11 protein-coding genes and 1 tRNA gene are annotated in these 24,099 nt (G+C 53.0%); 5 read left to right on the forward strand and 7 right to left on the reverse strand.

What is annotated here, in order from left to right:
• Positions 1–133: 133 nt before the first annotated feature.
• The gene (locus BN2106_RS04370) at positions 134–961 is read right to left on the reverse strand and encodes a response regulator (RefSeq protein ID WP_050697345.1); all 828 of its coding nucleotides are present in this window, start codon (positions 959–961) and stop codon (positions 134–136) included.
• Positions 942–2,858 carry a sensor histidine kinase gene (locus BN2106_RS04375; protein ID WP_050697346.1) on the reverse strand — a complete coding sequence of 639 codons (1,917 nt, stop codon included), beginning with the start codon at positions 2,856–2,858 and terminating at the stop codon, positions 942–944. Before BN2106_RS04375 ends, BN2106_RS04370 begins: the two co-directional genes overlap by 20 nt.
• Positions 2,859–3,056: 198 nt before the next feature.
• On the opposite strand from BN2106_RS04375, the gene BN2106_RS04380 reads away from it, so the two are divergent.
• A complete protein-coding gene (locus tag BN2106_RS04380; RefSeq protein WP_207641694.1) occupies positions 3,057–4,649 on the forward strand; it encodes a peptide ABC transporter substrate-binding protein in 1,593 nt (530 codons plus the stop codon).
• Positions 4,650–5,088: 439 nt separating this feature from the next.
• Here the strand turns inward: BN2106_RS04380 and BN2106_RS04385 are convergent, their stop codons facing one another.
• A complete protein-coding gene (locus BN2106_RS04385) occupies positions 5,089–13,488 on the reverse strand; it encodes a glycoside hydrolase family 97 N-terminal domain-containing protein (RefSeq protein ID WP_050697348.1) in 8,400 nt (2,799 codons plus the stop codon).
• A gap of 259 nt (positions 13,489–13,747) precedes the next feature.
• The gene (locus BN2106_RS04390; RefSeq protein WP_050697349.1) at positions 13,748–14,275 is read right to left on the reverse strand and encodes a putative immunity protein; all 528 of its coding nucleotides are present in this window, start codon (positions 14,273–14,275) and stop codon (positions 13,748–13,750) included.
• 197 nt (positions 14,276–14,472) lie between these two features.
• Here BN2106_RS04390 and BN2106_RS16590 point away from each other — a divergent pair, with 197 nt between their 5' ends.
• Positions 14,473–16,773, forward strand: a complete 2,301-nt coding sequence (locus tag BN2106_RS16590; protein WP_050697350.1) for a collagen-like triple helix repeat-containing protein — start codon at positions 14,473–14,475, stop codon at positions 16,771–16,773.
• A 97-nt stretch (positions 16,774–16,870) separates the two neighbouring features.
• Here BN2106_RS16590 and BN2106_RS04400 read toward each other — a convergent pair.
• Positions 16,871–16,946 (reverse strand) — tRNA-Ala (locus BN2106_RS04400).
• Between the two features lie 138 nt (positions 16,947–17,084).
• The gene (locus BN2106_RS04405) at positions 17,085–18,185 is read right to left on the reverse strand and encodes an O-antigen ligase family protein (protein WP_242846256.1); all 1,101 of its coding nucleotides are present in this window, start codon (positions 18,183–18,185) and stop codon (positions 17,085–17,087) included.
• A 549-nt stretch (positions 18,186–18,734) separates the two neighbouring features.
• Between BN2106_RS04405 and BN2106_RS04410 the strand changes: the two genes are divergently transcribed.
• Entirely contained in the window at positions 18,735–21,131 is a 2,397-nt protein-coding gene (locus BN2106_RS04410) for a cation-translocating P-type ATPase (protein ID WP_242846246.1), read from the forward strand.
• Between the two features lie 26 nt (positions 21,132–21,157).
• Here BN2106_RS04410 and BN2106_RS04415 read toward each other — a convergent pair whose 3' ends face one another.
• A complete protein-coding gene (locus BN2106_RS04415) occupies positions 21,158–22,204 on the reverse strand; it encodes a serine hydrolase (RefSeq protein ID WP_050697352.1) in 1,047 nt (348 codons plus the stop codon).
• Positions 22,205–22,352: 148 nt separating this feature from the next.
• Between BN2106_RS04415 and pgeF the strand changes: the two genes are divergently transcribed.
• Both pgeF and BN2106_RS04425 read left to right on the forward strand, forming a co-directional pair.
• Positions 22,353–23,207 (forward strand): peptidoglycan editing factor PgeF, encoded by an 855-nt coding sequence (gene pgeF / locus BN2106_RS04420; RefSeq protein ID WP_050697353.1) that lies wholly within the window; start codon positions 22,353–22,355, stop codon positions 23,205–23,207.
• The gene (locus tag BN2106_RS04425) at positions 23,195–24,094 is read left to right on the forward strand and encodes a radical SAM protein (protein WP_050697354.1); all 900 of its coding nucleotides are present in this window, start codon (positions 23,195–23,197) and stop codon (positions 24,092–24,094) included. Before pgeF ends, BN2106_RS04425 begins: the two co-directional genes overlap by 13 nt.
• Positions 24,095–24,099 lie beyond the last annotated feature (5 nt).

Genomic DNA, 24,099 nt, shown 5'->3' on the forward strand with positions numbered 1-24,099 from the left:
GAAATTAAATATAGGAAAGAGCGTTTAAACGTAATAAAAAGGCAGCAGCTCTCGCAATGCGTGAAACAAACGCCACTTTGCAATAAAAAAACTGGGAGAAGTAAATTCTCCCAGTTTTTTTATTGCATGATAATTACACACGCGCCTGTGGATTTTTTTCCAAGATCAACTCCACCTTGCGCTGTATGTTTGGCAGCAGTTCCTCCGCCCAGGAGTATTCAAAGAGAAATTCCCCTGTAAAGGAGGCAGCCGCGCGCACGTCTCCATTGAGTACCCGAAAGTAGTCGCAGTCAAACGGTTCACAGTTGACGCCCAGCTTGCCGCGCACGGAAATCAGCGTTTCTCCAAGGCCCGCTCTTTCCAGAGCCTGACGCAGATACATGCATGCTTTGCGATACTTCCCTTTCACCTTGCTGTCGTATTGTTCCTCTTCCCAGAGCGTTCCGATGATAAAATCCATATCTGAGAGCGCACCGCTTTGGCTGATTAAGAGGGCAAACAGTTCTTTGGCCTTGTGGCTCTTAAAATCAACCGGTGTGTCGTCCACAAAAAGGCCAAAGCGGCCAAACGTGCGGATAACGGCCTTCTTTTGCTCGGTTGGCTTTGCAATGCGCCGTACCCGGTCGATGATCTTCTGAATTGCATCGCGTTCAAATGGCTTTAGAATATAGCCGTAGGCATCTTCATTAAAAGCGTCAAAAGCGTATTTTTTAAATCCCGTTACAAAAACGACCGCTATTTTTTCATTAATGGTGTGTAAACAGTGCGCCAGCTCCAATCCCTGGATGCCCGGCATTTCAATATCCAGAAAGGCAAGGTCCACGGGGTGGGTTTCCGCGTAAGAAAGTGCTTCTGTGGCGTTTAGAAATACGCCGGCAATTTCCAGACCTGCAATCTGTTCGCAGGTGTCCGCCAGCTCCTCTGCGGCCAGCGGCTCGTCGTCAACAATCAGGATCTTCATCGAAAAGCTGCGCCTCCTGTTCCGGAATTTTGATGACCTGTTTGGTCCATTTGCCAATTTCGCTCTGAATATCCAGCTCCGCATGCAGCAGCGTCTCCAGCCGGTAACGGAGGTTTTTAATGCCGATCCCGCCAAAGCTGGCGGATTGCAGCTGCTCCGTGTCAAATCCAACGCCGTCATCCGTGATCTCGATCCAGACATATCCGTCTTTTTGATAGGATTTCAGGGAGACAAACCCTCCCTCCACCTTTTGGCAGACGCCGTGCCGTACCGCATTTTCCACCAGGGGCTGCACCGTGAGAGGCGGCACCATAAAGTTGCAGAATTGAATATCCCATTCTACCCGGAGGCGGTCGCCGAACCGCACCTGTTCGATGTTGAGGTAGGCGCGAATATTTTGCAGCTCTTCCTCAAACAGAATCGGTTCCGTGCTTTCAATGGAGTTCATGTTTCCACGCAGATAGGTTGAAAAATCATATACGGCGCGCTCCGCTTTGGCGGGGTCTTTCCGGCAGAGGACCTTGATTGCAAGCAGGGCGTTGTACAGAAAGTGCGGCTGAATCTGATGAAGGGCGAGATCGGTCTGCGCTCGTTGCAGTTTTGCACGCATTTCCGCCACGAACAACGCCTCGTTTTGAATAGAGTTCATGCGTTTGCCATCCATATATTTGATTGCAATCGCCAGCAATACCAGACTGAACGGATAGGCGAAGCTGTCGCCTGAAGGAAATACCCCGGCAAGCGCCATATCGCCCAGGAATCCCCCGGTATAGAGCGCCATGCAGCCCAGATAATAAGGGAAGAAGTATGGGTTTGGAGGATTTGAATCCTTTAGGACTGGGACCAGCAGACGGAAAAAAAGGATCGGAGCCAGTAGAAGATCGGTAACAAGCCACCACCAGGAGGTGTGAAAAAACGCCCCGATTGCGATTGCGACCCCATAAACGCCGAGCATCAGTAAGCCGACAAACAGCATGCTCCGCTGTGCCTGGCGGCCTTTGGACATGCCCGGCGCAGAACACAGCAGAATGGACCATGCGGCAGCTCCGGCAATATGGAATGGCAGCAGGGCATAGTCAAAGGGGAGGGGGGACCAGTAGGCGAGCGCGGAAAAAATGGACGCGCGATAAACGCTTTTTAACAATAACAAAAGCATTAAGATCAAAATGGAGACGGAGTAACCGCTTTTCGGTTTTAGGATGAGATCCATTGTATAGAAGATGATGAAAACGATCGCAATACCGAGCAGCAGAGAGCTGAAAATCAGGTTTCTGCGCGCGTCCCGTTCAAATGCATCGTGCTCAATCAACACGGGGGTGATGCATAAACCCGGATAGGTACGGCTGGCCGTCTCAATGACCAGATCACATTCAGAGGAGCGTAAATAAAAGTTGTTATACTTGCGTATTTCCGGTTCTATCTCAATGTTGTTGAGATTTTTCAGGAGCGTACCGCTCTCGGTTACGGACTGGCCATTGATGAAAACGCGATAGGCAGACGGAAGATTTGGGACAGACACCAAAATGTCCGCTTCGGGCGGGCAGTTGATCAGGTGCAGCCGGTAGCTGGCGTAACCCTGATGAGGCAGTGATTGGCTGTCCGGATTCCATCCTGTCCAGTAACTGGGTACCTGAATCATTCCATCCGGTTTTTTATTTTCCTCATAGTCTGTGACAAGGAGCGTGTTCCAGAAGAACTCCCACTCGCCATCCAGGTAGATCGGTTCCCCGGTGCCGTAGTCGATACCGTACAGGTCCAAAACACCATTCTTTACACGAGGCGCCGCTGAATGGGATGGAGCGTACCAGACCGAGTAAACAAATACCAGGCTGATCAGGAGCAGGCACAGACCAGCGGTCAAAAAAAACTTTTTATTTTCCTTGTTGATCGATCGCATATGTCCGCCTTCTTTTCCATGTTTCCCAAAACAATTTTAGTCTATCGTAGCATGTGGAACGATAAGTTATTATTTGGAATTATTCGATGAATTTTTGCCATTTTATTTTTTGTGTCTCGTAGATACCTTGTTTGTACCATAGGTTTGTGATATGCTAACACTCAAATAAAGATTGTTGTCGGATTTTTGGTGATATATGTGAGAAAATTACTGCTGTGTGTTTTGGTGCTGTGCATTTTCATAGGAATTCCCGCCTGTGCGTCGGCTCCTGCCCCCATGGAAAATGGTACACATCCCAAAATATTCCGGTATTCGCTGCCGATGAACCCGAACACGCTGGATCCTCAGGAAACGGACGGAATACCGGAAATGACCATTGCCTACCATATATACGAGGGTTTAATGCGTACTTATCAGAACCAGCTTCGCTACGGCATTGCGGAGTCATATGAAATTTCCACGGATGGGCGGACCTATACGTTTCATTTGCGCGACGCGGTGTATGGGGATGGAACGCCTGTAAAGGCGGAGGACTTTGTCCGCGCGGTGCAGCGAATGGTTACAGAGGAGAAATCCAGCCGACCATTCTTTGCTTATCCTATTTTAAACGCCATGGAAATTCACGAAAAAGAATTGCCTGTTGAGCGTTTGGGGGTGAGGGCAATTGATGAGAAAACGCTGCAATTTGTTTTGGAAAATCCCACGCCGTATTTTTTACAGCTGTTGGCGCTGCCGCCGTTTTCTCCAGTGCGTTCGCAGAGCGACTTTTCAAAAATGGACGCTGGCCTTTGCAACGGGCCGTTTATCGTGAAAAATTGGGTTCGCAACGACTCCATCCGGTTGGAAAAAAACCCATATTATTGGGACGCAGACCGGATCAAGCTGGACGCCGTTCACATTGCCATTTCTTCCGATTTTGGTAAGCTGTATAAAATGTTTGAAAATCAGGAACTAGATATCCTTCCAACCGCCACAGATTCGATCAGCTCGAAAATGCTGCCCTATATGGAATACTATTTCAACGGCGCCAACGATTTTATCCGCTTGAATATGAGCGAGGACTGCCCGCTGCATAATAAAAATCTGCGGCTTGCGCTCAACTATGCGCTGAACCGCAATGCGTACATTGATTCTCTTGGTTCACGCACGGTGACGCCCAGCGCGCGATATGTTTTACCCATCCTTCCGGGAACCCACAAGACGTTTGGTGAGGAGTATCCTCTGGAAGCGTTTCCGCTTGATGGAGACGCACAGATTGCCCGCGATTATTTGAAAACGGCCTTAGAGGAACTGAAGATCGAAAGGGCGGAGGACCTGACGCTTGAGCTATTAATTTCGGACGATCATTGGGCTTCAAAGGAGGCAGAGATTATTCGGGATCAGTTGCAGGATACGCTCGGTATTCAGATTGCGATTTTTGCCGTTCCCTACAATACGCATATGGAGCTGGATGCCGCGCATAAATTCCAGATGTCCCTGTCCGGCTGGACGCCGGATTACCCCGACCCGGCAACCTATTTGGAGCTGTGGACTTCCAATTCTTCCTACAATTACGCGTGCTACAACAGTCCGGAGTATGACGAGTGCTTCCGCTTGGCGAACAACCAAACGGACCCGCAAAGCCGGATGAGCCTTCTTGCCCGGGCAGAAGGCATTCTTCTGCGGGACGGCGCGTTGATCCCCCTGCAGATTCGCCAGAGCGCCATGCTGAAAAATCCCAAGCTGACGGGCTTTAAAACCAACTATATTAATGTAGAGTTTCAGTATATTTACGCGGATTTTTTGCCGTAACCATAAAAAAATTATGTTTTCTCAGTTCCTGAGCGCTTTCCGATTGGATTGGGAGAAACGAATTTTTTTGTTACGTTTAAAAAAAGTAAAAAATCCAAGGATTTTCTATAAACGATGGGCGCAATAAAAAACAGGAAGCCTCCCGCCTCAGGTATTCTGCGGCAGGAGGCTTCTGTCATTTTAAAAAGGGGATTGGGGTTCGCTGTGAAGAGAACCCCAATCATTTTTTAAGACATGGATCAGCGGTCGGCACGCAGATGCGCAGTGACCATCACCTATGGTGCTATTCAGTGGAAGCTTCTTACAAAACAGAACCCTTTCGAGTTCTATTCGCCAAGCGGTGCTTCCTTTTATCGGCCGCTGGATGTTTTAGCCGATTGTGACTGTGCAGTGCTTGACCGGATTCTCCGGTCGGAGTGTACTTACAGCGGGAAGCAATTTAAGCAATTGTAATGGCACAATGCTTTTGCGGCTTCCCGTTGGGTAATTGTGTATACACGCCGGTGCTCTGGCCCGGTGTGCCGACGGCCCAGACTCTGTAATAGCAGTCATTGCCGATTTTGGCGACAAACTGCGTCTTGAGTATGCCGCCGTTGCCGACGGTGAAGCTCGGCGTCAGGTTTACACCGCCCTGCACTGTCATCTTGAAGCAGTATGCGCTGCCTCTCTTGAGGGTGAAGTTCACGGTGGTGTCGCTGACGACATACGCGCCCTGTGTGGAGACGCTTTGTGCCGCGTTGACCACAGCGGTACCGGCCGCGCCGTAGGTATGGGAGGAACCGGTGGAGCTGCCCTTGCCGCCGGACGGTTTCCGGTCAGGCTTCACGGGTGTTTCCGCCTTTTCCAGATTGTCCTTTGCGTCCACGGCGTTGTGATATGCTGTCGCAAGGGTTTCGTCGTCCGCGGTTTCGTCCGCTGCGGCTGCCTTCAGGTCGCTCAGCGCCTGAGCAAAGGTTGCCGCGCTGGCCTTGGTATAGCCGTTCAGGCTGATCTGCTCCATCTCGGCGATCAGGTCGTTCAGTTCGTCGCGGTTCGGGATTTTTCTGAGGCCCGCCATAGCCAGGGTGAGTTTTTCCGTCATCTGGTTGATTTCCTTCTGGCTGGCGCTTTCTTCCATGGCTCTGGCTTCATCCAGTGCTTTCTGGAAGGCGTCTCTGCCGGTTTCCAGATACGCGGAATCCAGGACGGCTTCGATTTCTTCCGCCTTTTCCATCAGGGAGAGGAGCTCGCTCCAGTCGGCCTTGTCCTCGAGGTCCTCCATCGCCTGGTTCAGCGATGCGCAGGCCTCCTGGATTTCCTTGTCCATGGCGTCTTCGTCGTCATAGACGGCCTGGGCTGCTTCGCAGACTTTCTGGAAAGCCTGCCAGGAAGCGCTGGTGTAAAGCTCTTCGTCCAGCATTCCCGCTGCGGCCAGCGCCTCTTCCAGCGCGGTCTTGTCGCCCTTTGCAAAGCTCAGGAACTGAATGACATGCAGCAGATCCTTCCAGGCGCCGTCGATGTCCTTCTGAGAGGCGTCTAGCTGCTTTTCAATTTCCTGTGCGTTCTTCAAAGCGGCGTCAAACTTCTTCTGTACGGAGGGAACAGCCTCCAGATATTCTTTACCGCCGTTCAGCGCTTCTGCCGCTGTCAGCACGGTGCGGAGGATCTGCTTGTTGACCACGGTGAACGCCAGGTTGTATTTGGCAACCGTCGGGAGTCCGTCGATGGTCATGGTATAGGAATCCTCGGTGAAGTCCTTCAGCGCCTCGCCGTTAACGGTGACGCCCGCGAATTCTCTTCCTTCCACTGCCGGGATAAAGGTCAGGGTGGTTTTGCCATCCGGGGTGAGTTCCGCTTTGTAGCTGCCGGTCAGGTTTGCCAGCTTCTGCTCTTCATCGTTTACAAACAGGGACGCTTGCTTGCCGCTGTAGGTTACTTCCAGCGCTTTTGCACCGGCTTTGACAAGCTTGACAACCGCGCCGCCGGTTTTCTTGACGTCGATGGACAGGGTCTGTCCCTTGGTAACCGTCATGGTTTCTGTAATGATTGCTTTTTGGCTGTCGGTATTCTTCGGATCGTCGCTGTCGCGGAAAATGTAGGCGGTATAAGCGCCGTCCTCCAGGAAGTTGAGATTGAATTCCGCGGTGCGCGCCTCGTTACAGAGGATGCCGACGTACCAGCTGTCGCCGTTTTGACGCGCCATGTTTACATAGTGGCCCGGGTCGCCGTCCACCAGAATAGAGTTGTTCCAGGTGGTGGGCAGGTTCTTAAACAGGTTTTCGTACGCTGCATGCGCACGATAGATCGCCGGCTTATCCGCCATGGTCTGAATGCCGCATTCAAAGACGATGGACTCTGCCGTCAGATGTGCCTGTGTAACGTCCTTCCTGCCGAAGGTGTTGTTGTAGGAAGCCATCGGGGTGAAGTCCGCACCGCCCACGGCAAAGCGGGTAAACGGCAGCATGCAGTTAAAGTATGCGTTGTTTACACAGCCCTCGCCGCCGGAAATCGCCTCGCGGCAGATTGCGTTCGGATAGGTTCTTCTTTCGCCGGTGGTTTTTCCTGCGCCATGGATGTTGATGAGCAGATGATTTTCCGCTGTCTCCTTGGTCAGGATGTCCAGCAGTTCGATAATCTCCTGACTCTGGGAATCAAAGAAGTCGGGTTTGACGCCCACGATACCCATTTCAGCCCATTCCTTGATGCGCTCGCGCTCCTTCGGGGTATCCAGGTCGCGCTTGTTGGCCCACACGATCAGGCCGATGCCTTTTTCCTTTGCATAGTCCAGGACCTCGGGCATCCAGTCGTAATAACCGTCGTAGAGGTCGTTGCCGCGATTGTATACGCGCGGCTGCCAGCCTTCGTCCAAGAGCTGATATTTCCAGCCCATCTCAACGGCGAAGTCAATGTATTCCTTGTAAAGTCTCGGCGCGGTTTCTTCCCATGAGGTGCCTTCCGGCAGGTTGTCGTGGCGAAGGTCGCCGTTCAGCCAGGTCCAGTCAACCGGACTCGGTTCGATCCAGCTGACATCGTCCATTTCACAGTCGGGATTCAGGGTTTCCGCCAGGGTGTTTTCCGCAATGTCCGCAATATCGCCGATGACCATGTAGCGCCACGGAGAAACAAACGGTGCGGTGGTTGTAACGTCGCTGAACTGCTCCGGAGAGAATACAACGTCCAGCATGCCGGAGTCGTGGCCGACGATCTGCCCGCCGCTGTACTGCGGGGTGAGAGCGGCCTCGGAGAGAAGCGCCCAGTCGCCGTTCGGCGTCTCATAGAGCAGCGGCATGCAGTAGCCGCCCTCCAGCTCTTCCGCTGTGTGCTGGTAGTAGAGGTCTTCGTTTGCTTTGTCGAAGTCCATCGTCTGTGCAGTGGAGCCATCCGGCATCAGGAAGCCGGTGGCTTCCGCTGAAATCGTCAGTTCCGTACCGTCCTGTCCGTCGATCGCGTAGTGGAACGCCATGCCGTCGTCATAGACGCGGCAGACAATGCGGTAGCGCACGCCGCCCTTTTCAAAGCCCATGGTGAGTTCCGTGCCGGTGGCGTCCACATGGCTCTTCTTCGCGCCGATCAAATCGTAGGAATCCTTAACGGTTTCGCGTTTGGAATCCACGTAGGTCAGTCCCGTGCGGAAGTCGCCCAGGTTGGTGACCAACCCGGTGGGGGAAGTGCCGATCACGGTGTTCCCATTGCGGGAGACCGCATAAACGACAGAGCCGTCATCGCGCTGGGTGAACAGGGCCTTTACGCTTCCATCCGGGGAAAACGCTGTCCAGGAGTTTTCCTCTCCGTTTCCAACGATTATATCAAGGGAAGCGGACTGCTTGACGCCGTCCAGTTCGACATTACAGGTGATAGAGGCCGTTCCGTCCGAAACCGCCGTGATTTTGCCGTTCTGGACCGTTGCAACAGATTCGTCGCTGCTGCTGTAGGTGATAGAGGCGTTTGTCAGGTCTGCTTTACTGTTCTGCAGCCCGCCTCTGCCGACCTGACCGATGTATCCGGTCGCGCTGATCGCGGAAGTTTCACCCTTCTGCAGCCAGGTTTCCTCGGCTCTCACGGTCACACGGGCCAAATCCTTCTGAGCCTCTTTGTCGCAGTACAGGCGTGCATCCGCCCAGGTGGCGCTGCAGCTGCCCTTTGCGTACAGGGTCAGGGTTTGTGTGCCTTCCGGGATCGCGACTTCCAGTTCTCCGTTGTCCGGGGTGATCTGGTTGCCGTCATAGGAGAGCGCCTTGGAATAAATCTGCTTGCCGTCTGCCAGCACGATAAATTCGCAATTGCCTTTGCCGGCCGGGAAGCAACCGACGGCTTTAAAGGTTTCCGCGTGCAGGCCGGTGATATTAAAGACCGCCTGCGAGGGAGCGAAGGTGCCAATGCCCTTCTCATAGATGACGGTTTCGCCGTTTTCCTTCCAGGAAATCTGCGTCTGGTTGACCGTCAAGTCCTTGCGGACCAGGAACCAGCTGTCCACCGCGTTGATCCATTCGAGGTCACTCAAATAGACCGCGTCGGGATCGGCCTTGTGGAAGTTGTCGTTGCTCTTTTGCTCTTCTACGCTCCATACGCTGGAGGGGGCGGTATCCTTTGCCAGGATGACAAGCGTGCCGTCGGCGGACGCGTCATCTTCCAGAGCGAGATAGAGGGGAGAGGCAGCGGAGGCTTTGTTCATCAGGCGATAGGTTCCATCCTGCTCCGCCGGGACAATTTTCCACCACTGCGCGTCGTTTGCCGCGTCTGTTTTACCGAAGGTCAAGGTGACGCCCTCTTCTGTTTTGGAGCCTGCCGGCATCAGGACAGTGGAGTTTGCATCTTTCAGTTGGACCATGTAATATTCGTTGTTGGCATCCGGAATCAGGCGCCAGTATTCCGCGTCGCCGTCGTAGTCCCACCACAGGTCGACGATCGCGCCTTCGCCGGAATTGTTGCTGTTGGATTCCATGCAGTGCCCGTTCAGGGCTGTTTTGATCTTGTAAAGTGCGTTTGCATTCCATTCCGGCTCCTCCGGCTGCTCGCTCGGATGGAAGCGGTCGGGAACGTTGGACCAGGCATCGGAAACCGCGGCGGTCTCCGGGTAGAGTTTCGCCAGGAACTGATACATGGTGTTGTCGTACGCCTTAAGCTCTTCACGGGTGTTTACCGGTCCGCGTACGCCGTCCCAGGAGCCGTCGGAGGACTCGGACATTGCGTTGAACCAGATCGCCGTGCAGGTTGCGAAATACTCTTCGCGGTTCGAGATGGCGTAGCTGTTCGGCCAAAGGTTCTGGCTCTTCGCCGCCTGATAGGCTGCGTCGCATTCCGCCTTCAGTTCGGGAACAGCGTCCACGCCAAGCAGCTGGACGGAGTGGCCGAACTCATGCACCAGAACGGACTCGTCCGCATAGCTGGTGTAATGCCCTGGGGAGGTTTCCTTTAGGAGACGAAGCACGTTTGCGTCATAGATGCTCGCGACCGGATTGCCCATCATGCCGCCGTAGCCTTCCACATAGTACATATCCGGGTCGTAGGTTGCCCGGTGTTCCGGAATACTGTAAGCACTTTCGCCCTTGCCGTAGACGGCGAGCGCCGCGCCGTTTGCAAGCATTGCAGAGGCGACGTCAGAGCGTTTTTCCAGCATGACGTCGATGATGTCCGCCGCTGCTTGCAGGGTGGAAGGTTCCACCGCATCACTGGACTTGACGGTGACGCCGGATTTTGCCTGCACGGACTGTGTGTAGAACGGAGCGTCGATGACGATGTAAACCGCATCTGCATCCGCGGCAACGCCCAGTTCGTTTGTCACTTCGCCGGTTACCCGTACTTGTATATTTGCGCCTTCAGCCGGAGCGTTTTTCAGTTCCAGTGTGGTCATGCGGTCAAAGTAGAGGGCGCCATTTCCGGCAGTATAGCCGTAACTGTTCAGTTCCGCCGGTTCGCCGTTGACCAGAACCGTGAAGCTGGACTTCGCGTCCGCGCCCTTGACATCCTGGTTCCATTTCAGCTCGACCAGCTTGTCAGTGATGAGGCTGGCTTTTACAATCTGCGGGGCTTCCTGTTCCACCTTGCTCTTGGGAACAAAGTGAATGGCCGCGCCGCCGCCCTGTGCGAGCGGGATGGAGAGGGAATCGGCCTTGGTGACCGTCCGGACTTCCTCAACGATGCTGCTCTTCACCGTCGCGGCATCGACAACCAGATTGCTGCCGTCGCGGTCGTGGCGGCCAAACTCGCCGTGCGCCGCGGGGCCGTCCTTGAGGACCTCCGGAGAATCTTTATAAATGTAAGCGATATACTCGCCGTCGCCGAGGAAGTTCAGGGAGAAATCCGCGTCCTGCTTCTCATTGCAGATGATTCCCTGATACCATTCGTCGCCGCTGCGCCGCGCCATGTTCACATACTGGCCCGGGTAGCCGTCCAGCAGAAGGCCTTCATCCCACTCGGAGGGCATGTTTTTGAAGTAGTGCTCATAGCCGGGATGCGCACGGTACACGTCCGGCTTGTCCGCCAGACACTGCATGCCGCACTCATAAACGACCGGCAGAGCGGTCATCTGTGCCACGGTGAAGCGGGCCGGATTGTGATTGGTCAGATTATCGTTGGCTCCGTAGGACACCATGGGGGTATAATCCATGGGGCCGACCGCGCCGCGTACAAACGGCAGGGAGCAGTTGTGGTGCGCGTTCATGATGGCGCCCCAGGTTTCCTCATTGTCAACCGCGTAGGCTTCCGCGCCGCGGACCGCTTCTCGCGCGATCGCCTGCGGCCAGGTGCGGCGTTCGCCGGTCGGTTTGCCCGCGCCGTGTACATTGATCAGCAGGTGATTTTCCGCTGTTTCGTCCATCATTTTGACGATCAGCTGGATGGTGTCCTGATCCTGCGAGTCAAAGAAGTCTGGCTTGATGCCCTTGATGCCCATGTCGGCCCATTCCTTGAACAGCTTCTGGCGGTACTCGTCATCGACGAGGTTGGCTTTTCGCGCCCAGACGATCAGTCCGACGCCCTTTTCCGCCGCATATTCAATCAGGTCCGGCATCCATTTGTAGTAGCCTTCGTATTCATGTTCGCCGGCGGGCCGGTTGCCGCGCGGCTGCCAGCCCTCGTCGAGAAGCTGATATTTCCAGCCCATTTCCACAGCGAAGTCCACATACTTTTTGTAGTATTCCAGGCCGGCTGTTTCAAAGGTGACGCCGTCCGGGAGCTGATCGTGGCGCAGATCGCCGTTGAGCCAGGTCCAGTCGGTCACGCCGGCCTCAATCCAGCTGGTATCTTCCATTTTGGAGGCGGGAGCCAGAGACTCGGCCAGGGTGTTGTTGGTGATTGCCTGCAGGTCGCCGATGACGACATAGCGCCACGGGCTGGCAAAGGGCAGGACCGTCTGAACATCGTCCGTTTGCTCCGGCGTGAAGACGATGTTCAGCAGGCCGGTTCCATCGCCCGCTATCTGCGCGCCGCAGTAAGTGCCATCCAGATCCGCTTCGGATATAAGCGCGTATATGTCGTCCGTGGTTTTGTAGAGAAGGGGCATGGAATAGCGGTAGTTGAGCTGCTTGAGAGAGGCGTGCTCGATTTCCACGTCCTCATTGGATTGGCTGTAGTTCATTGCCCAGGTGTACGCGCCCTCGGGAAGGCGCACGCCCGTGTGCTCAGAGGAAATAGACAGCGCCGTATCCGCGTCGCCGTCGACACTGTAACGGAATGCCACGCCGTCGTCAAACGCGCGCAGGATTACGTCGTAGGGGACGCCATCCTTTTCAAAACAGAAGGTTTTTTGATTGTAGGGGGCTTTCACATGCTTTACCTTTGCACCGAAGAGCTCGTACTCTTCCGTACCGCTGGTTTCCAGCACGTCCACCAGCTTCAGGCCGCTGCGGAAATCTCCTGCGCTGGTCACGATTCCCATGGGAGAAGCGGAGACCACAACGGAATCCCCCTGCATGGCGACGTAAGAGGCGGCGCCATAGGCTTCGTCATAGGCAAACAGGGCGGAAACTTCCGAATTCGGCGCTTTGAGTGGATTGATGACGCCATCAATGGGTTCTGTTCCCACGATAATCGGCGTATAACCCTCAACAATGCTTTCATCCTCTAATGTGGCGGATGCGACGATGGAGGCGACGCCGTTGGCTTTTGCTGTCACAATAATGCCTTTGTTGGTCCGTGAAACTTCCGCAACCTCCGGATTGCTGCTTCTCACTTCGTAGTCGTTGATGGTATTTTCATATTCGTCTTTTGCCGTCACCTTTAGGGAAGCGGACTCTCCCGCCTGCAAAAGAGTTTTATCGGCGGAGACATTCATGACCGGGTCGACCGGCTCCGGCGGGGCAACTTCTACCTTGCTGAGCTTCCAGCAGCTGGAAGCCGTCGTTCCGTCTGACAGGACAACGGGCGTGCCATCGTTGACGCCGTCGTCCTTGAGCGCGACGTATGCCGGTGTGCCAGGCTCGGAGGCCTTGTTCAGCAGCCGGTACTGTCCGTCAGTTTCAGCGGGGACAATTTTCCACCATTGGGAGTCATCCGCAGTATCGATGTTTCCCACTGTCAGATTGACACCGGCTTCCGCTTGGGAATCTACCGGCATGAGGACAGTAGCCGTGGTGTTTTTGGGCTGAATCCGGTAGTATTCCTGGTTCTCATCCGCAATCAGCCGCCAATACAGGGCATCCCCGTGGTAGTTCCACCACAGGTCGACTGTTGCGCCCGGACTGGTGTTTCCGCTGTAGACCTCAATGCCGGCATCTTTTAGCACGGTGAGAATCTCATACTCCGCGGAGGGATCCCAGTCCTTGGCGGATTCGCTTCTGGCAAGCGCCGGCGCCCATATGGAAAATACCATGGAAAACGCCAACACAAGAGACAGCAGCGAGCGCCATACTCTTTTTTTCATTTTCTTCTCCTCCTTTGTTTTCAGGCGGTGACCCACCTGTTCATCCGACATTGTAGCAGGTTGAGTGTTCCAAAAGTGTTCCATTATACTTTTTGTTTTTATATAATATGGATGAATTTGCCTTTGGAACAAAAAATTGCAGAGAGGATAAGAAAGAAAATTGTGCATATAAAAATCCACGCCAGACGTCTCCAATTCGTCTGGCGTAGATGATAAATCAAATGATCAAACAGGGGGATTTGAAAACAAAATGGAAAATTCAGCAGTTCCAGGTAATTCTGACCGGGTTGGGATCGTTGGGGATCAGTGCTTTTTGAAGTGATTCCACCAGTTTGTCCAATTCCGCAGAGGCCAATGCGTCGTAACGGTCCGGCGTTTCGGAGATTCCCGCCTGGCTGTAAGCGGACGCAGCGGCACCGTAAAAGACAAAACCCAAAGCGTTTGTCGGTGTCTGTACCACAGCGCAGGCGGTTGAAACAGCGCGAGCGGCGGCCTGTGCCGCCGGGGAAGCTTCCGCTTCCTGGGCGATTTGACGCGCTTGCTTTAACAGAGCCTTTACCGCAGGGAACGTTTGCTTTCCAGACAAATACATTTTTACGGACAGGATCAGTTCCCGCAGCCGCGTGTCTTCCGAATAGGCTTTTTCATAGATTGGAAGAAAGTGCGCTTCCGCGTAAGACGCGGCCCAATTGGCCAAAGTTGTTTTGTTCTGGGTTTCTATCATCTCCATCAAAGCGATGATCTGTGGATCATCCGCACGGCCCAGCATTTTTTTCAGCTTTGCCATTTCTATTTCATCCTTTCTTTGGCGGTTGTTTCCGGGCTTGCAATAAGTTGCAGCCATTAGTGGGCATTTAGCCGGAGAGACCTATGCAGGTTTCAAAATAAGATTACTATTTTGTCCAGTTGGAGCAAAATTTTGTCGGAAAAAATTGGTATGTAGGCAATTATTTGTATTTAAATCAGAAAGCAGGAGGAACATACATGATTATTTTGGAGAAGAACTGGACGTTTACAGTCGCGGAAAAGGATGCAACCCTGGGATACATAGGGGAAAATGCGGTGCAGACGCTCCAGGTAAAATTGTTGGGTACGGAATATGCGGATTGGGACATGGTTCTCGACGTGATGCAGGGGGAAATGTATAACATTTGGCCCGTGGATAAAACGGTTGCGGAAGGTAATTTAATTTTATCAATCCTGATAAAAAAGGAGTACATTTGGCAGAGCGGCGGCGTTTCCGTGCAGCTGCGCGCGACCGCCCCGGATGGGCGCATTAAAAAATCAGCGCGTTTGAATCTGCGGGTAAACAGCAGCGTAAACGCGCCGGATGTGCTTCCTTCTCCGCTCCCCGCAGTGTTTGAGGAATACGAATCGCGCATCATCAACCTGAAAAAGGAGGTGGAGCACACCGTGGAACTTGTGACCGAAAGCTGTCCCTACATCGGAGATAACGACAATTGGTATGAATGGGATGCGAAAGCAAATGTTTTTGCAGACAGCGGCGTGAGTGCGCATGGCCTGGTGGGACCGGCCGGTCCCCGGGGCACGGCAGGACCGCAGGGGCCGAAGGGAGATACCGGCCCCGCCACGGACGCGTATACGCATGCAGAATCCGACCAGTTACTGTCCGGCAAGTTGGATCAATGCTGGGGCCCTGTTTCCGGACATCCGCTGCGTATGCCGGAACATGCGGGCGGGCTGGCGCGGCATCTGATTCTTGCTGGAAACAGTGTCGTCAAAGAGGGGCGTACACAAAATGTCACGAGTCCGATTAAATTGATTTCCTGCGGGAAAAATCTGTTAAACGTTGGACCGGCCCGTGTTTTTGAGCGCGCAGGCGTTACCTTTCAGGTTTTGGAAAACGGTTCCATTGAGGTTAGTGGACAGCTGAACTCCACGGACGGGTTCAGCGACTTCTATTTTGACAACTTTGTGTTGCATCCGGGCGTTTATACAGCCAGTGAGCGAATCTATTTGCAACCGTATGGAGGCAAATGGTGCAGTGGGACGTTTACAGTAGAGGAAACCGCAAATTTCAGGGTGATGCTGCGGGCACAGAGCGGAGATAGTTCCGTGATGCGCTATCCGCAGATAGAGTTTGGGGAAAAGGAAACCGCATTTGAAGCCTATCGGGAAAATACGGTTGAAATTGCATTACTTGCGGCGGATAGAACCGCAAATCCCGATTTTTTGGAATTGCCCGACGGCGATACGATCAAAGAGACGGCAGGGGGCTATGCGATTATTAGGGCGGATGGAACCCATGTTGTGCTTTGCGAAGAGGCGCAGAAAGCGTTAAAGGAAATCCATACGTTTGAAGAAGCGACCACAGTATATCATACAAAGGCGGGTGTCATCCAGTATAACGGGGACGCCTTAATACCGGTATCGTCCATAGGCCTATCCTATCGGCAGGACTTCCGGACAAGCATTTACCTTGCATCCAAACCCAATTTTGCGCCCTGTGTTTGGGAACAGACGGAAGGCGTTGGACAGGTTTCTCTGATTGCCCCGGTTGAGCAGATCCCATTTGCAAAGCTTTCCATAGGAGGAAATCTGCTGGAAACCTTAAAAAATCCGGAAGAGATAAAAAGCCCGGAAAATCCGGCGAAAATTGACGGCATTGCACAAGACGGGAGCGTGGCGCTTTCCATGGCAGGCGTACCGTATGTAATCCCGTGCGATGTCGTCTTGTATGCGCTGCCGGATGGGGACCGGGATGAAATAACTCTCGACGGATCGTATACCAGCCGGGTGGGGAAAATCATTTTGAATGGGGCTCACACCTGGACGGGCTATCTGTCGGACGACGGACAGTATTACCAGGCGCACATTGAAGGGACCGCGTATGATTTTGGAGGAGACAATGGGAAATTTGGAGATGCGGAAAAGGTCTATTGTGTGACTGATTGCCTGCCGTGTTATGGAAACATCCACGTGATTGGGGAACATGTTACCACTTGGGAGTGGTACAACAAAAAGCCCGGATATGGCAGATTGGATCTGTCTATATCGGTCAGCCGTCTTTCCACACCGGATACGGCGGGCCTGTGTGCGTGGTTGTCGGAACATCCGGTCACCGTCTATTATAAACGACTGAAGCCAATTGTACGGGACTTGCCGTCTTCCACCAAATCCGCCTTGCGCACTGTGATGGTTCGGGTGGGGGAACTGTCCAGTCCGGATGCGCTGAAACCGTATCTCAAGGCGACCTACGCGATGGATACCAAGTCCTATATTGACCGTGCCATTGCAAATGCGGTACAATCCGTCACAGTCTGAAAAGCGATTTAGATGCGCAACTGATATCATGAAGCATATAGGGTTTTAAATAAACAAAAAAGACGTTACGAACTTTGTTCGTAACGTCTTTTTGCTATGGTGGACCTGAAGGGATTCGAACCCACGACCTCTCGGATGCGAACCGAACGCTCTCCCAGCTGAGCTACAGGCCCATGTAAAATTTTGAACAGGCTTTGCCTGACAACGGTGATTATTATAGCACGTTTTCACAGCCATTGCAACTACTAAAATAAAAAAATTTAGCAAAAAACGTCTTCTCCACGTAGAAATACGCAGGGAAGACGTTTTCTTCAGATTGCCCGTTCGTTTTTGATATAGATGGGCTGCATGCCGAGCTCAGGTGGATAATGGGGCAGCAATGCCGCCTGGGGCAGGCGCAGCTTCCATTCCAAATAGGAGGCGTGAATGCCCGTGCTGGAAAAAATCATCAGGAACAGCATGCCGGTTTGAATCCAGAATACCGTCACATCGGTCAGCCCATGCACAAGGACGGCTGTAAAAGCGGAGATCAGCAGAATATTCATATTGTTGCAAATATGATTTTTCATTCGCAGCGCCACCAATTTGCCCTGCATGTAAATATAGAAGCCCATTGCACCCGCGCCGATGAGCCCATAGTTTAAAAGGACATCCAACAGCAGGTTGTGGCTGTGGAAGGTGGGATAGGTGCCAAAGATTCCGCAGATCATCTGATAAGCCGTCGCACCCTGTCCCAGAAGCGGATGCTGCTGGATGCCGCGGATGGAGCCGGCCCAGACAGACAAGCGCTGCCCAAACGTGCTGTCAATCGCCTCAATGCGGGGAAACGCCGCCGGAAAGGCAAAACTGAGCAGTAAAAAGGAAACGGCGGCTGTCAAAAAGGCAGCCATCCAAAAATATTGCTTTTTCATCCAGAGGAAAATCATTACGGCGCAGAAAATGCCCAGACAGGCAGACATGCTGGCAGTCAGATACAGACTGGCCAGATTGATGCCGATCACGGTCATGTAGAGGGTTTTCCTCTTGGGATTGGTAAAGATACGGTACAAGGCAATTAAAACGACAAATTCAATCATCATGCCATAATAATTCGCGTTTGAAAAGTTTGACACGGGGCGGTAATCCGCAGCGGTTGGGTAAGCGGACCATTTCTGATAAAATGCAATCCCTGCACAGCCCAGGCTGGACAGGCAGGCCAGGTCCATCATTTGATGAAATACCTGCCTGGTCATGACGCTTTTTAAATAAAACGCGCAGATCACAGAGGCGAGAAGCAGAATCGCATACAGCATGCCCAGATAATTGTTATAGACGGCGGACACAAAAAACGGTACGACCAGGAACCCCAAGAGAAATTTACAGTAGGGGGATTCCAATGCGCGGGAACGCTTTTGATAGCTGATCATCGTCATCACAGCAACGGCGCTGACAGCTGCAACGGAAATGTAAAACGGAAAAAATAAGGAAATTACCAAGCCCAATGGAACCAGCCGGTCAATTTCTCTGCTGTCAACGGAAGCCTTAAAATGCGTCCAATTGGTTTTAATAACATGTGTAATCTTCTTCCTCTCCTTTCTGAAAGATTTGGCGAAATGATATACCGTGTGGAAATAATTGTAAATTAGAATCATTTATTGGACCACGGTATCTTATTATAACAGGTTTTTCTTTTTGAGCAAGGTCAATATTCCATCGAATAAAATTGACTGCTTCATTGCTTTTTAGATAATACGCTGGAAGTATGAACGCTTTTTTAACAGTTCTTACAAATACTGTTACAATATAGCATTTTGTGGAATGGAATAGTATAATAACAAGCATGGAGAGCGTGCCGATTGACCGATACAGCAAAGGAAAAAAGCCGCTTTTCTGTAAATATCTGCATAACGCGGTTCAACCGTGTAAATGATGAGGGATAGAGCGCTTGGCTCTGCGGGAGAATCAGGAGAAAAGGAGTTCCTATGAGAAAAAAGAAAGATATGGTGCAAGCGGACACAACCGATGCCGTTCAGGAATATTGTGAGCGGTTTGAGCCGGAGTATGCAACCGGATTAAATCAATTGCAGGTGCAGATGCGCCAACAGCAGGGGCTGACAAACGGAGATGGAGAAATAAAAACCAAAACCGTTGGACAGATCATCCGGGATAACCTGATTACGCCGTTTAATATTTTAAATATTATTCTGGCGTCGATGGTGTTCCTGGTTGGCTCATACAAAAACCTGCTATTTATGGGCGTTGTAATTTCCAATACGCTGATCGGTGCGTTTCAGGAAATCCGGGCCAAAAAGACGATTGACAAATTGTCGCTGATTGCAGCGCCGAAGGCGAAGGTCGTGCGCGAGGGGGAAGAGTACAGCCTGCCAGTGGAAGAGCTAGTGCTGGACGACATCCTGCTGTTGTCCGCGGGCAATCAGGTCTGTGCGGACTGCGTTGTGGCGGTGGGGGAATGCGAGGTCAACGAGTCGCTGCTGACCGGGGAGAGCGACCCGGTGGTCAAGCGCCCGGGTGACCTGCTGTACTCCGGCAGCTTCATCGTCAGCGGGGACTGCCGGGCGCAGGTGGAGCACGTCGGCGCGGATAACTACGCCTCGCAGATCACCAATAACGCCAAATACATGAAAAAGCCGAACTCGGAAATCATGACCAGCATTAACAAAATCATTAAGATTTTGGGATTTGCGATCATCCCGGTCGGCGTGGCTCTGTTTTACAAGCAATATATTTTGACCGCCCAGCCATTTGACCAGGCGGTGGTCAGCACCGTCGCGGCGCTGATCGGCATGATTCCGGAGGGGCTCGTCCTGCTGACCAGTGTCGTGCTTGCGGTCAGTGTAATCCGCCTTTCCCGTTATAATGCTTTGGTACAGGACCTGTACTCGATTGAAACGCTGGCGCGTGTGGACACCCTCTGCCTGGATAAGACGGGCACCATCACGGAAGGAACCATGCAGGTGGACGGCATTGAGCCGCTTTGTCCGATCACCCGCACGGAAACGGAGGATGCCATTGCCGCCGTGACGCACGCGCTCAACGACAGCAACCCGACCTTTATGGCGCTGAAAGAGGTCGGTTCCTCTGTGCCGGAGTGGGAATGCACCGGTCAGGTGCCGTTTTCCTCCGCACGTAAGTGGAGCGGCGCGTCGTTTGAGCGGGTCGGTACGTTTGTAATCGGCGCGGCGGAATTCGTTTTAAAAGAGCAGTTTGAAACGCTGCGTGAAAAAGTGGAAGAGTATTCGGCGCAGGGACAGCGCGTGCTGCTGCTGGCACATTCTGCTGAACCGTTCCGGGAGAAAGAGCTGCCAGAGCACCTGGCGCCGCTCGCGCTGCTCCTGCTGAGTGATAAAATCCGCGACAACGCGCGGGAAACCCTGGAATACTTTGCGGACCAGGATGTGGACATCAAGGTGATTTCGGGTGACAATGCGGTTACGGTGGCCAACATTGCCAAAAAAGCGGGCTTGCAGCGGGCGGACCACTATGTGGACGCGACGACATTAAAGACCTATGAGGATATCCAGGATGCGGCGGAAAAATATGCGGTTTTTGGACGCGTGACGCCGCAGCAGAAATTGGATCTGGTCAAAGCGCTGAAGGAAAAAAAGCACACGGTCGCGATGACCGGGGACGGCGTCAACGATGTTCTGGCGCTCAAGGAGAGCGATTGCAGCATTGCGATGGCCTCGGGCAGCGACGCGGCCCGCACGGTTTCTCAATTGGTGCTGCTGGATTCCAATTTTGCGAGCATGCCGCGCATTGTGCGGGAAGGAAGGCGCTCGATCAACAACCTGCAGCGTTCTTCCTCTTTGTTTCTGGTAAAATCCATTTTCTCTACAATCATTGCCGTTTGCTTTATCTTTTTGCAGAGCCCGTATCCGTTCCAGCCGATTCAGTTTACACTGATTAATACCTTTACCATCGGGATTCCGTCCTTTATCCTGGCGCTGGAGCCGAACAAGGAGCGGATACGCGGGAGATTTATTGTCAACGTAATCAAGAAATCCCTGCCCGGCGCGCTGACTATGGTGGCAAATATTCTGCTGTTGACAGGCGTTTCCCTGTTCCTGGGCTTTACAGACCAGCAGATCTCCACACTGGCGGTCATTCTGACCGGCTTTACAGGGCTGCTTACCTTATTAAAGGTGTGTTTGCCGTTCAACCTGCTGCGCGGCGCGCTGTATGTCTTTTTGGCCTCCGGCTTTATTTTGGCAATGCTGTTTTTCCGGCCGCTGTTCTCGTTGGTGGGGCTTACGGCCCCGATGGTCATTGTGCTGGTGCCGCTGCTCATCTTTGCCGTGTGCATGATGAGCGTTGTCCTGCATGTGGTCGAAAAAATTGTCATGCGCAATGCAGAGTAAAATGCAATAAAAAGGAGCCTGCCGGGTCATCCCGCAGGCTCCTGATTGTTTTGTGAGAAGCGTTCGATCGCTTCGGAAATCTCTGTAAAAGGAATGTAGTCTGCCTCCTGGTACGCGTTGTCGTCGCTGTGGCCTCGGTTGGTGCATACCGCGAGAATGTACGGCTCCGGCGCGTAGACAATGGCCATGTCGTGCATGGCGCCGTCCCAGGAACCGAGTTTCCGTGCCATGGGGTAATGCGACTGCAGCATGGGCTGTTCCGTATGGAGCAGGTCCTCTTTGAATTTCTTTGCGTTCGGCGCGTCGCTTTCGATGTAGGCATAGATGTTTTCCATGAGTATGCCGGCGTCGTGGGCGGTGATGCTGCCCCGGATAACCGATACTTCCATGGAGTCCACGCAGGCTTCATTTTCCAGACCCAGCGTACGGACAAATTCCAGAAAGCCGTCGATCGGATAAAATTCCCGCACCATCCGGAAGGCGGTGTTATTGCTGTAGCGAATCATAACCTCCAGCAGGTCGCCCAGGGTATAAACACGTTCATCAGACTTTTGAAACAGAATATTCTGGTCTCCCTGGTTGTAAGCCGTTTTATAAGGATAAGTTTGCGAGAGGTCGCAGAGGCCCTCGTCCGCCATCTGGTAGATGTATAAGGCATAGGGCGCTTTTACAATACTGGCGATGTAGTATTCGGAATTTGCCGCATACTCATAAACGTCCCCATGCACCAGGCTTTTATAGTAGACGGAAACGCCCCGTCCGTAGGAAGCGATCAACTCGTCCAATTCTTGCCGCTCCGCTTCAGTAAGGCTGAATATGGGAGCAGAGGAATCCTCTGACGATTCTTCCACAGGCGGATCAGAGGAGACGGCGGACGAAAGCGCATGTTCCAGCTGTTCTGTTTGCAGTTCCAAGCTGGGAATTTGGGACCGGAGCTCATTCAGAGAGTCGGTTACGGTTCCCGCCGGAACAGATTGTCTCTCCATCGCGGCAATACAGGGATAGGCCAAAAGGCAAAGCGCCGTCAAAGGAAGAAGGACCGCCAGCTTCCACCATCTATGTTTTTTGTGCATACGCTTCTCCTTTCAAACGTTTTGGCTTTTTATTTTACTCTATTTCCGCATACTTTGCAAGAAAACCGTGTCGTGTGATTGCGTTTGCTTTTGCACAGGACATGTGATAAAATGCAGACAATCTTTATTTGATTTTGGAGGAATATACATGGAATCCAGCCATGCAGAAAATATGATGCTCCGCAACAATTGCGGGGTTTCTTTTTTGACCTTTCCCAGCTTTTCCGCGTTTCCTTTTATCAACCATGCGTTTTCCACACGCGTCGGCGGCGTCAGCCAGGCGGAGTTTTCATCCATGAACCTGAGCTTTGGCCGGGGCGATGCAGAGGAAAATGTTATGAAAAATTACCGCCTCTTTTGCAATGCAGCCGGGTTTCCTTTCGACTCCCTGACAGCTTCCGCGCAGGACCATCATACAGTCGTGCGGCGTGTGACAAAAGAAGACCGCGGTGTGGGGATTTATAAACCGAAGGACAGAGCGAGCGTGGACGGCTTGCTCACAAATGAGCCGGGGGTCACGCTGGTGACCTATTACGCCGATTGCGTCCCACTCTATTTTCTGGACCCGGTGCGGCGCGCCATTGGACTGGCGCATGCCGGCTGGCGCGGAACGGTTGCCGGGATGGGCCAGAAGATGGTAGAAGCGATGCAGAGGGAATTCGGCAGCGATCCGCGGGATTTGATTGCTGCGGTAGGCCCTTCCATCGGCCCCTGTTGCTATGAGGTGGACAGTCCGGTGGCGGACGCGTTTGCAGCGCATCCGGAGTGGCAGCCCGAAACGCTGCTGAAAGATTGCGAAGCGGGGAAATACATGCTTGATCTATGGGAGGCCAACCGTCGTATTTTATGCAGTGCTGGTGTACTGCCGGAGCATATCACCGTTGCAAAGCTGTGTACCCGATGCCATGCAGACTGGCTCTACTCTCACCGGGCGAGCGGCGGAAAGCGGGGCGGCTTGGCCGCGTTTTTATGCCTGAAGGAGGATACCATATGCCGGACTTAATTGAGTCCTGCCGCGTTTGCCCGCGTGCCTGCGGGGTGCGTCGGGAAGCGGACAAGGGAAACGGCTTTTGCAGACGGGGCGCGGAACCGGAGGTTGCCCGCGCGGCGCTGCATTTTTGGGAGGAACCCTGCATCAGCGGTACGAGAGGCTCCGGGACGGTCTTTTTTACTGGTTGTTCCCTGCAGTGTGTGTACTGCCAGAATTATGAAATCAGCGCGGAACATAAAATTGGAAAAACGGTCACGGCACAGGAGCTTTCCGATCTTTTCTTCCGCCTGGTGGAGCAGGGCGCGCACAACATCAACTTGGTCAATCCCACGCATTTCGCACCGGGAATCGCGGAGGCACTTCGGTTGCGTCCGCTTCCGGTTCCAGTGGTATATAATTCCGGAGGATATGAAAGTTTGGAGACGCTCCGCATGCTGGATGGCCTGGTCGACATTTATCTGCCGGATTTTAAATATATGGATGCGGAACTGGCCGGCCGGTGGTCCGGCGCGCGCGATTACCCGGAGCGGGCGAAAGAAACCGTTCTGGAAATGGCGCGGCAGACAGGTCCGGTTGTTTTTGATGAAGATGGCATCTTGCAGCGCGGTACCATTGTCCGCCACTTGATTTTACCCGGGCACACGCGCAATTCCATTGCGGTCCTGGATTGGTTGGCGGAGAACCTGCCGGCGGGCGTTCAGGTTAGTCTGATGGCGCAATATGTGCCCTGCGGAAGAGCGGCGGAATTTCCGGAGATCAACCGGCGCATTACCCGACGGGAATATGAGAAAGTCCAGCAGCATTTGTTTCTGCTGGGACTGGACGGCTATGTGCAGGAATTGCAATCCGCAAAAAAGGATTTTATCCCGCCGTTCAATTTGGAAGGCGTATCCCCTTGACAAAT

It is taken from the genome of Anaeromassilibacillus senegalensis, from assembly GCF_001261775.1.
Classification (GTDB): Bacteria; Bacillota; Clostridia; order Oscillospirales; family Acutalibacteraceae; genus Anaeromassilibacillus; species Anaeromassilibacillus senegalensis.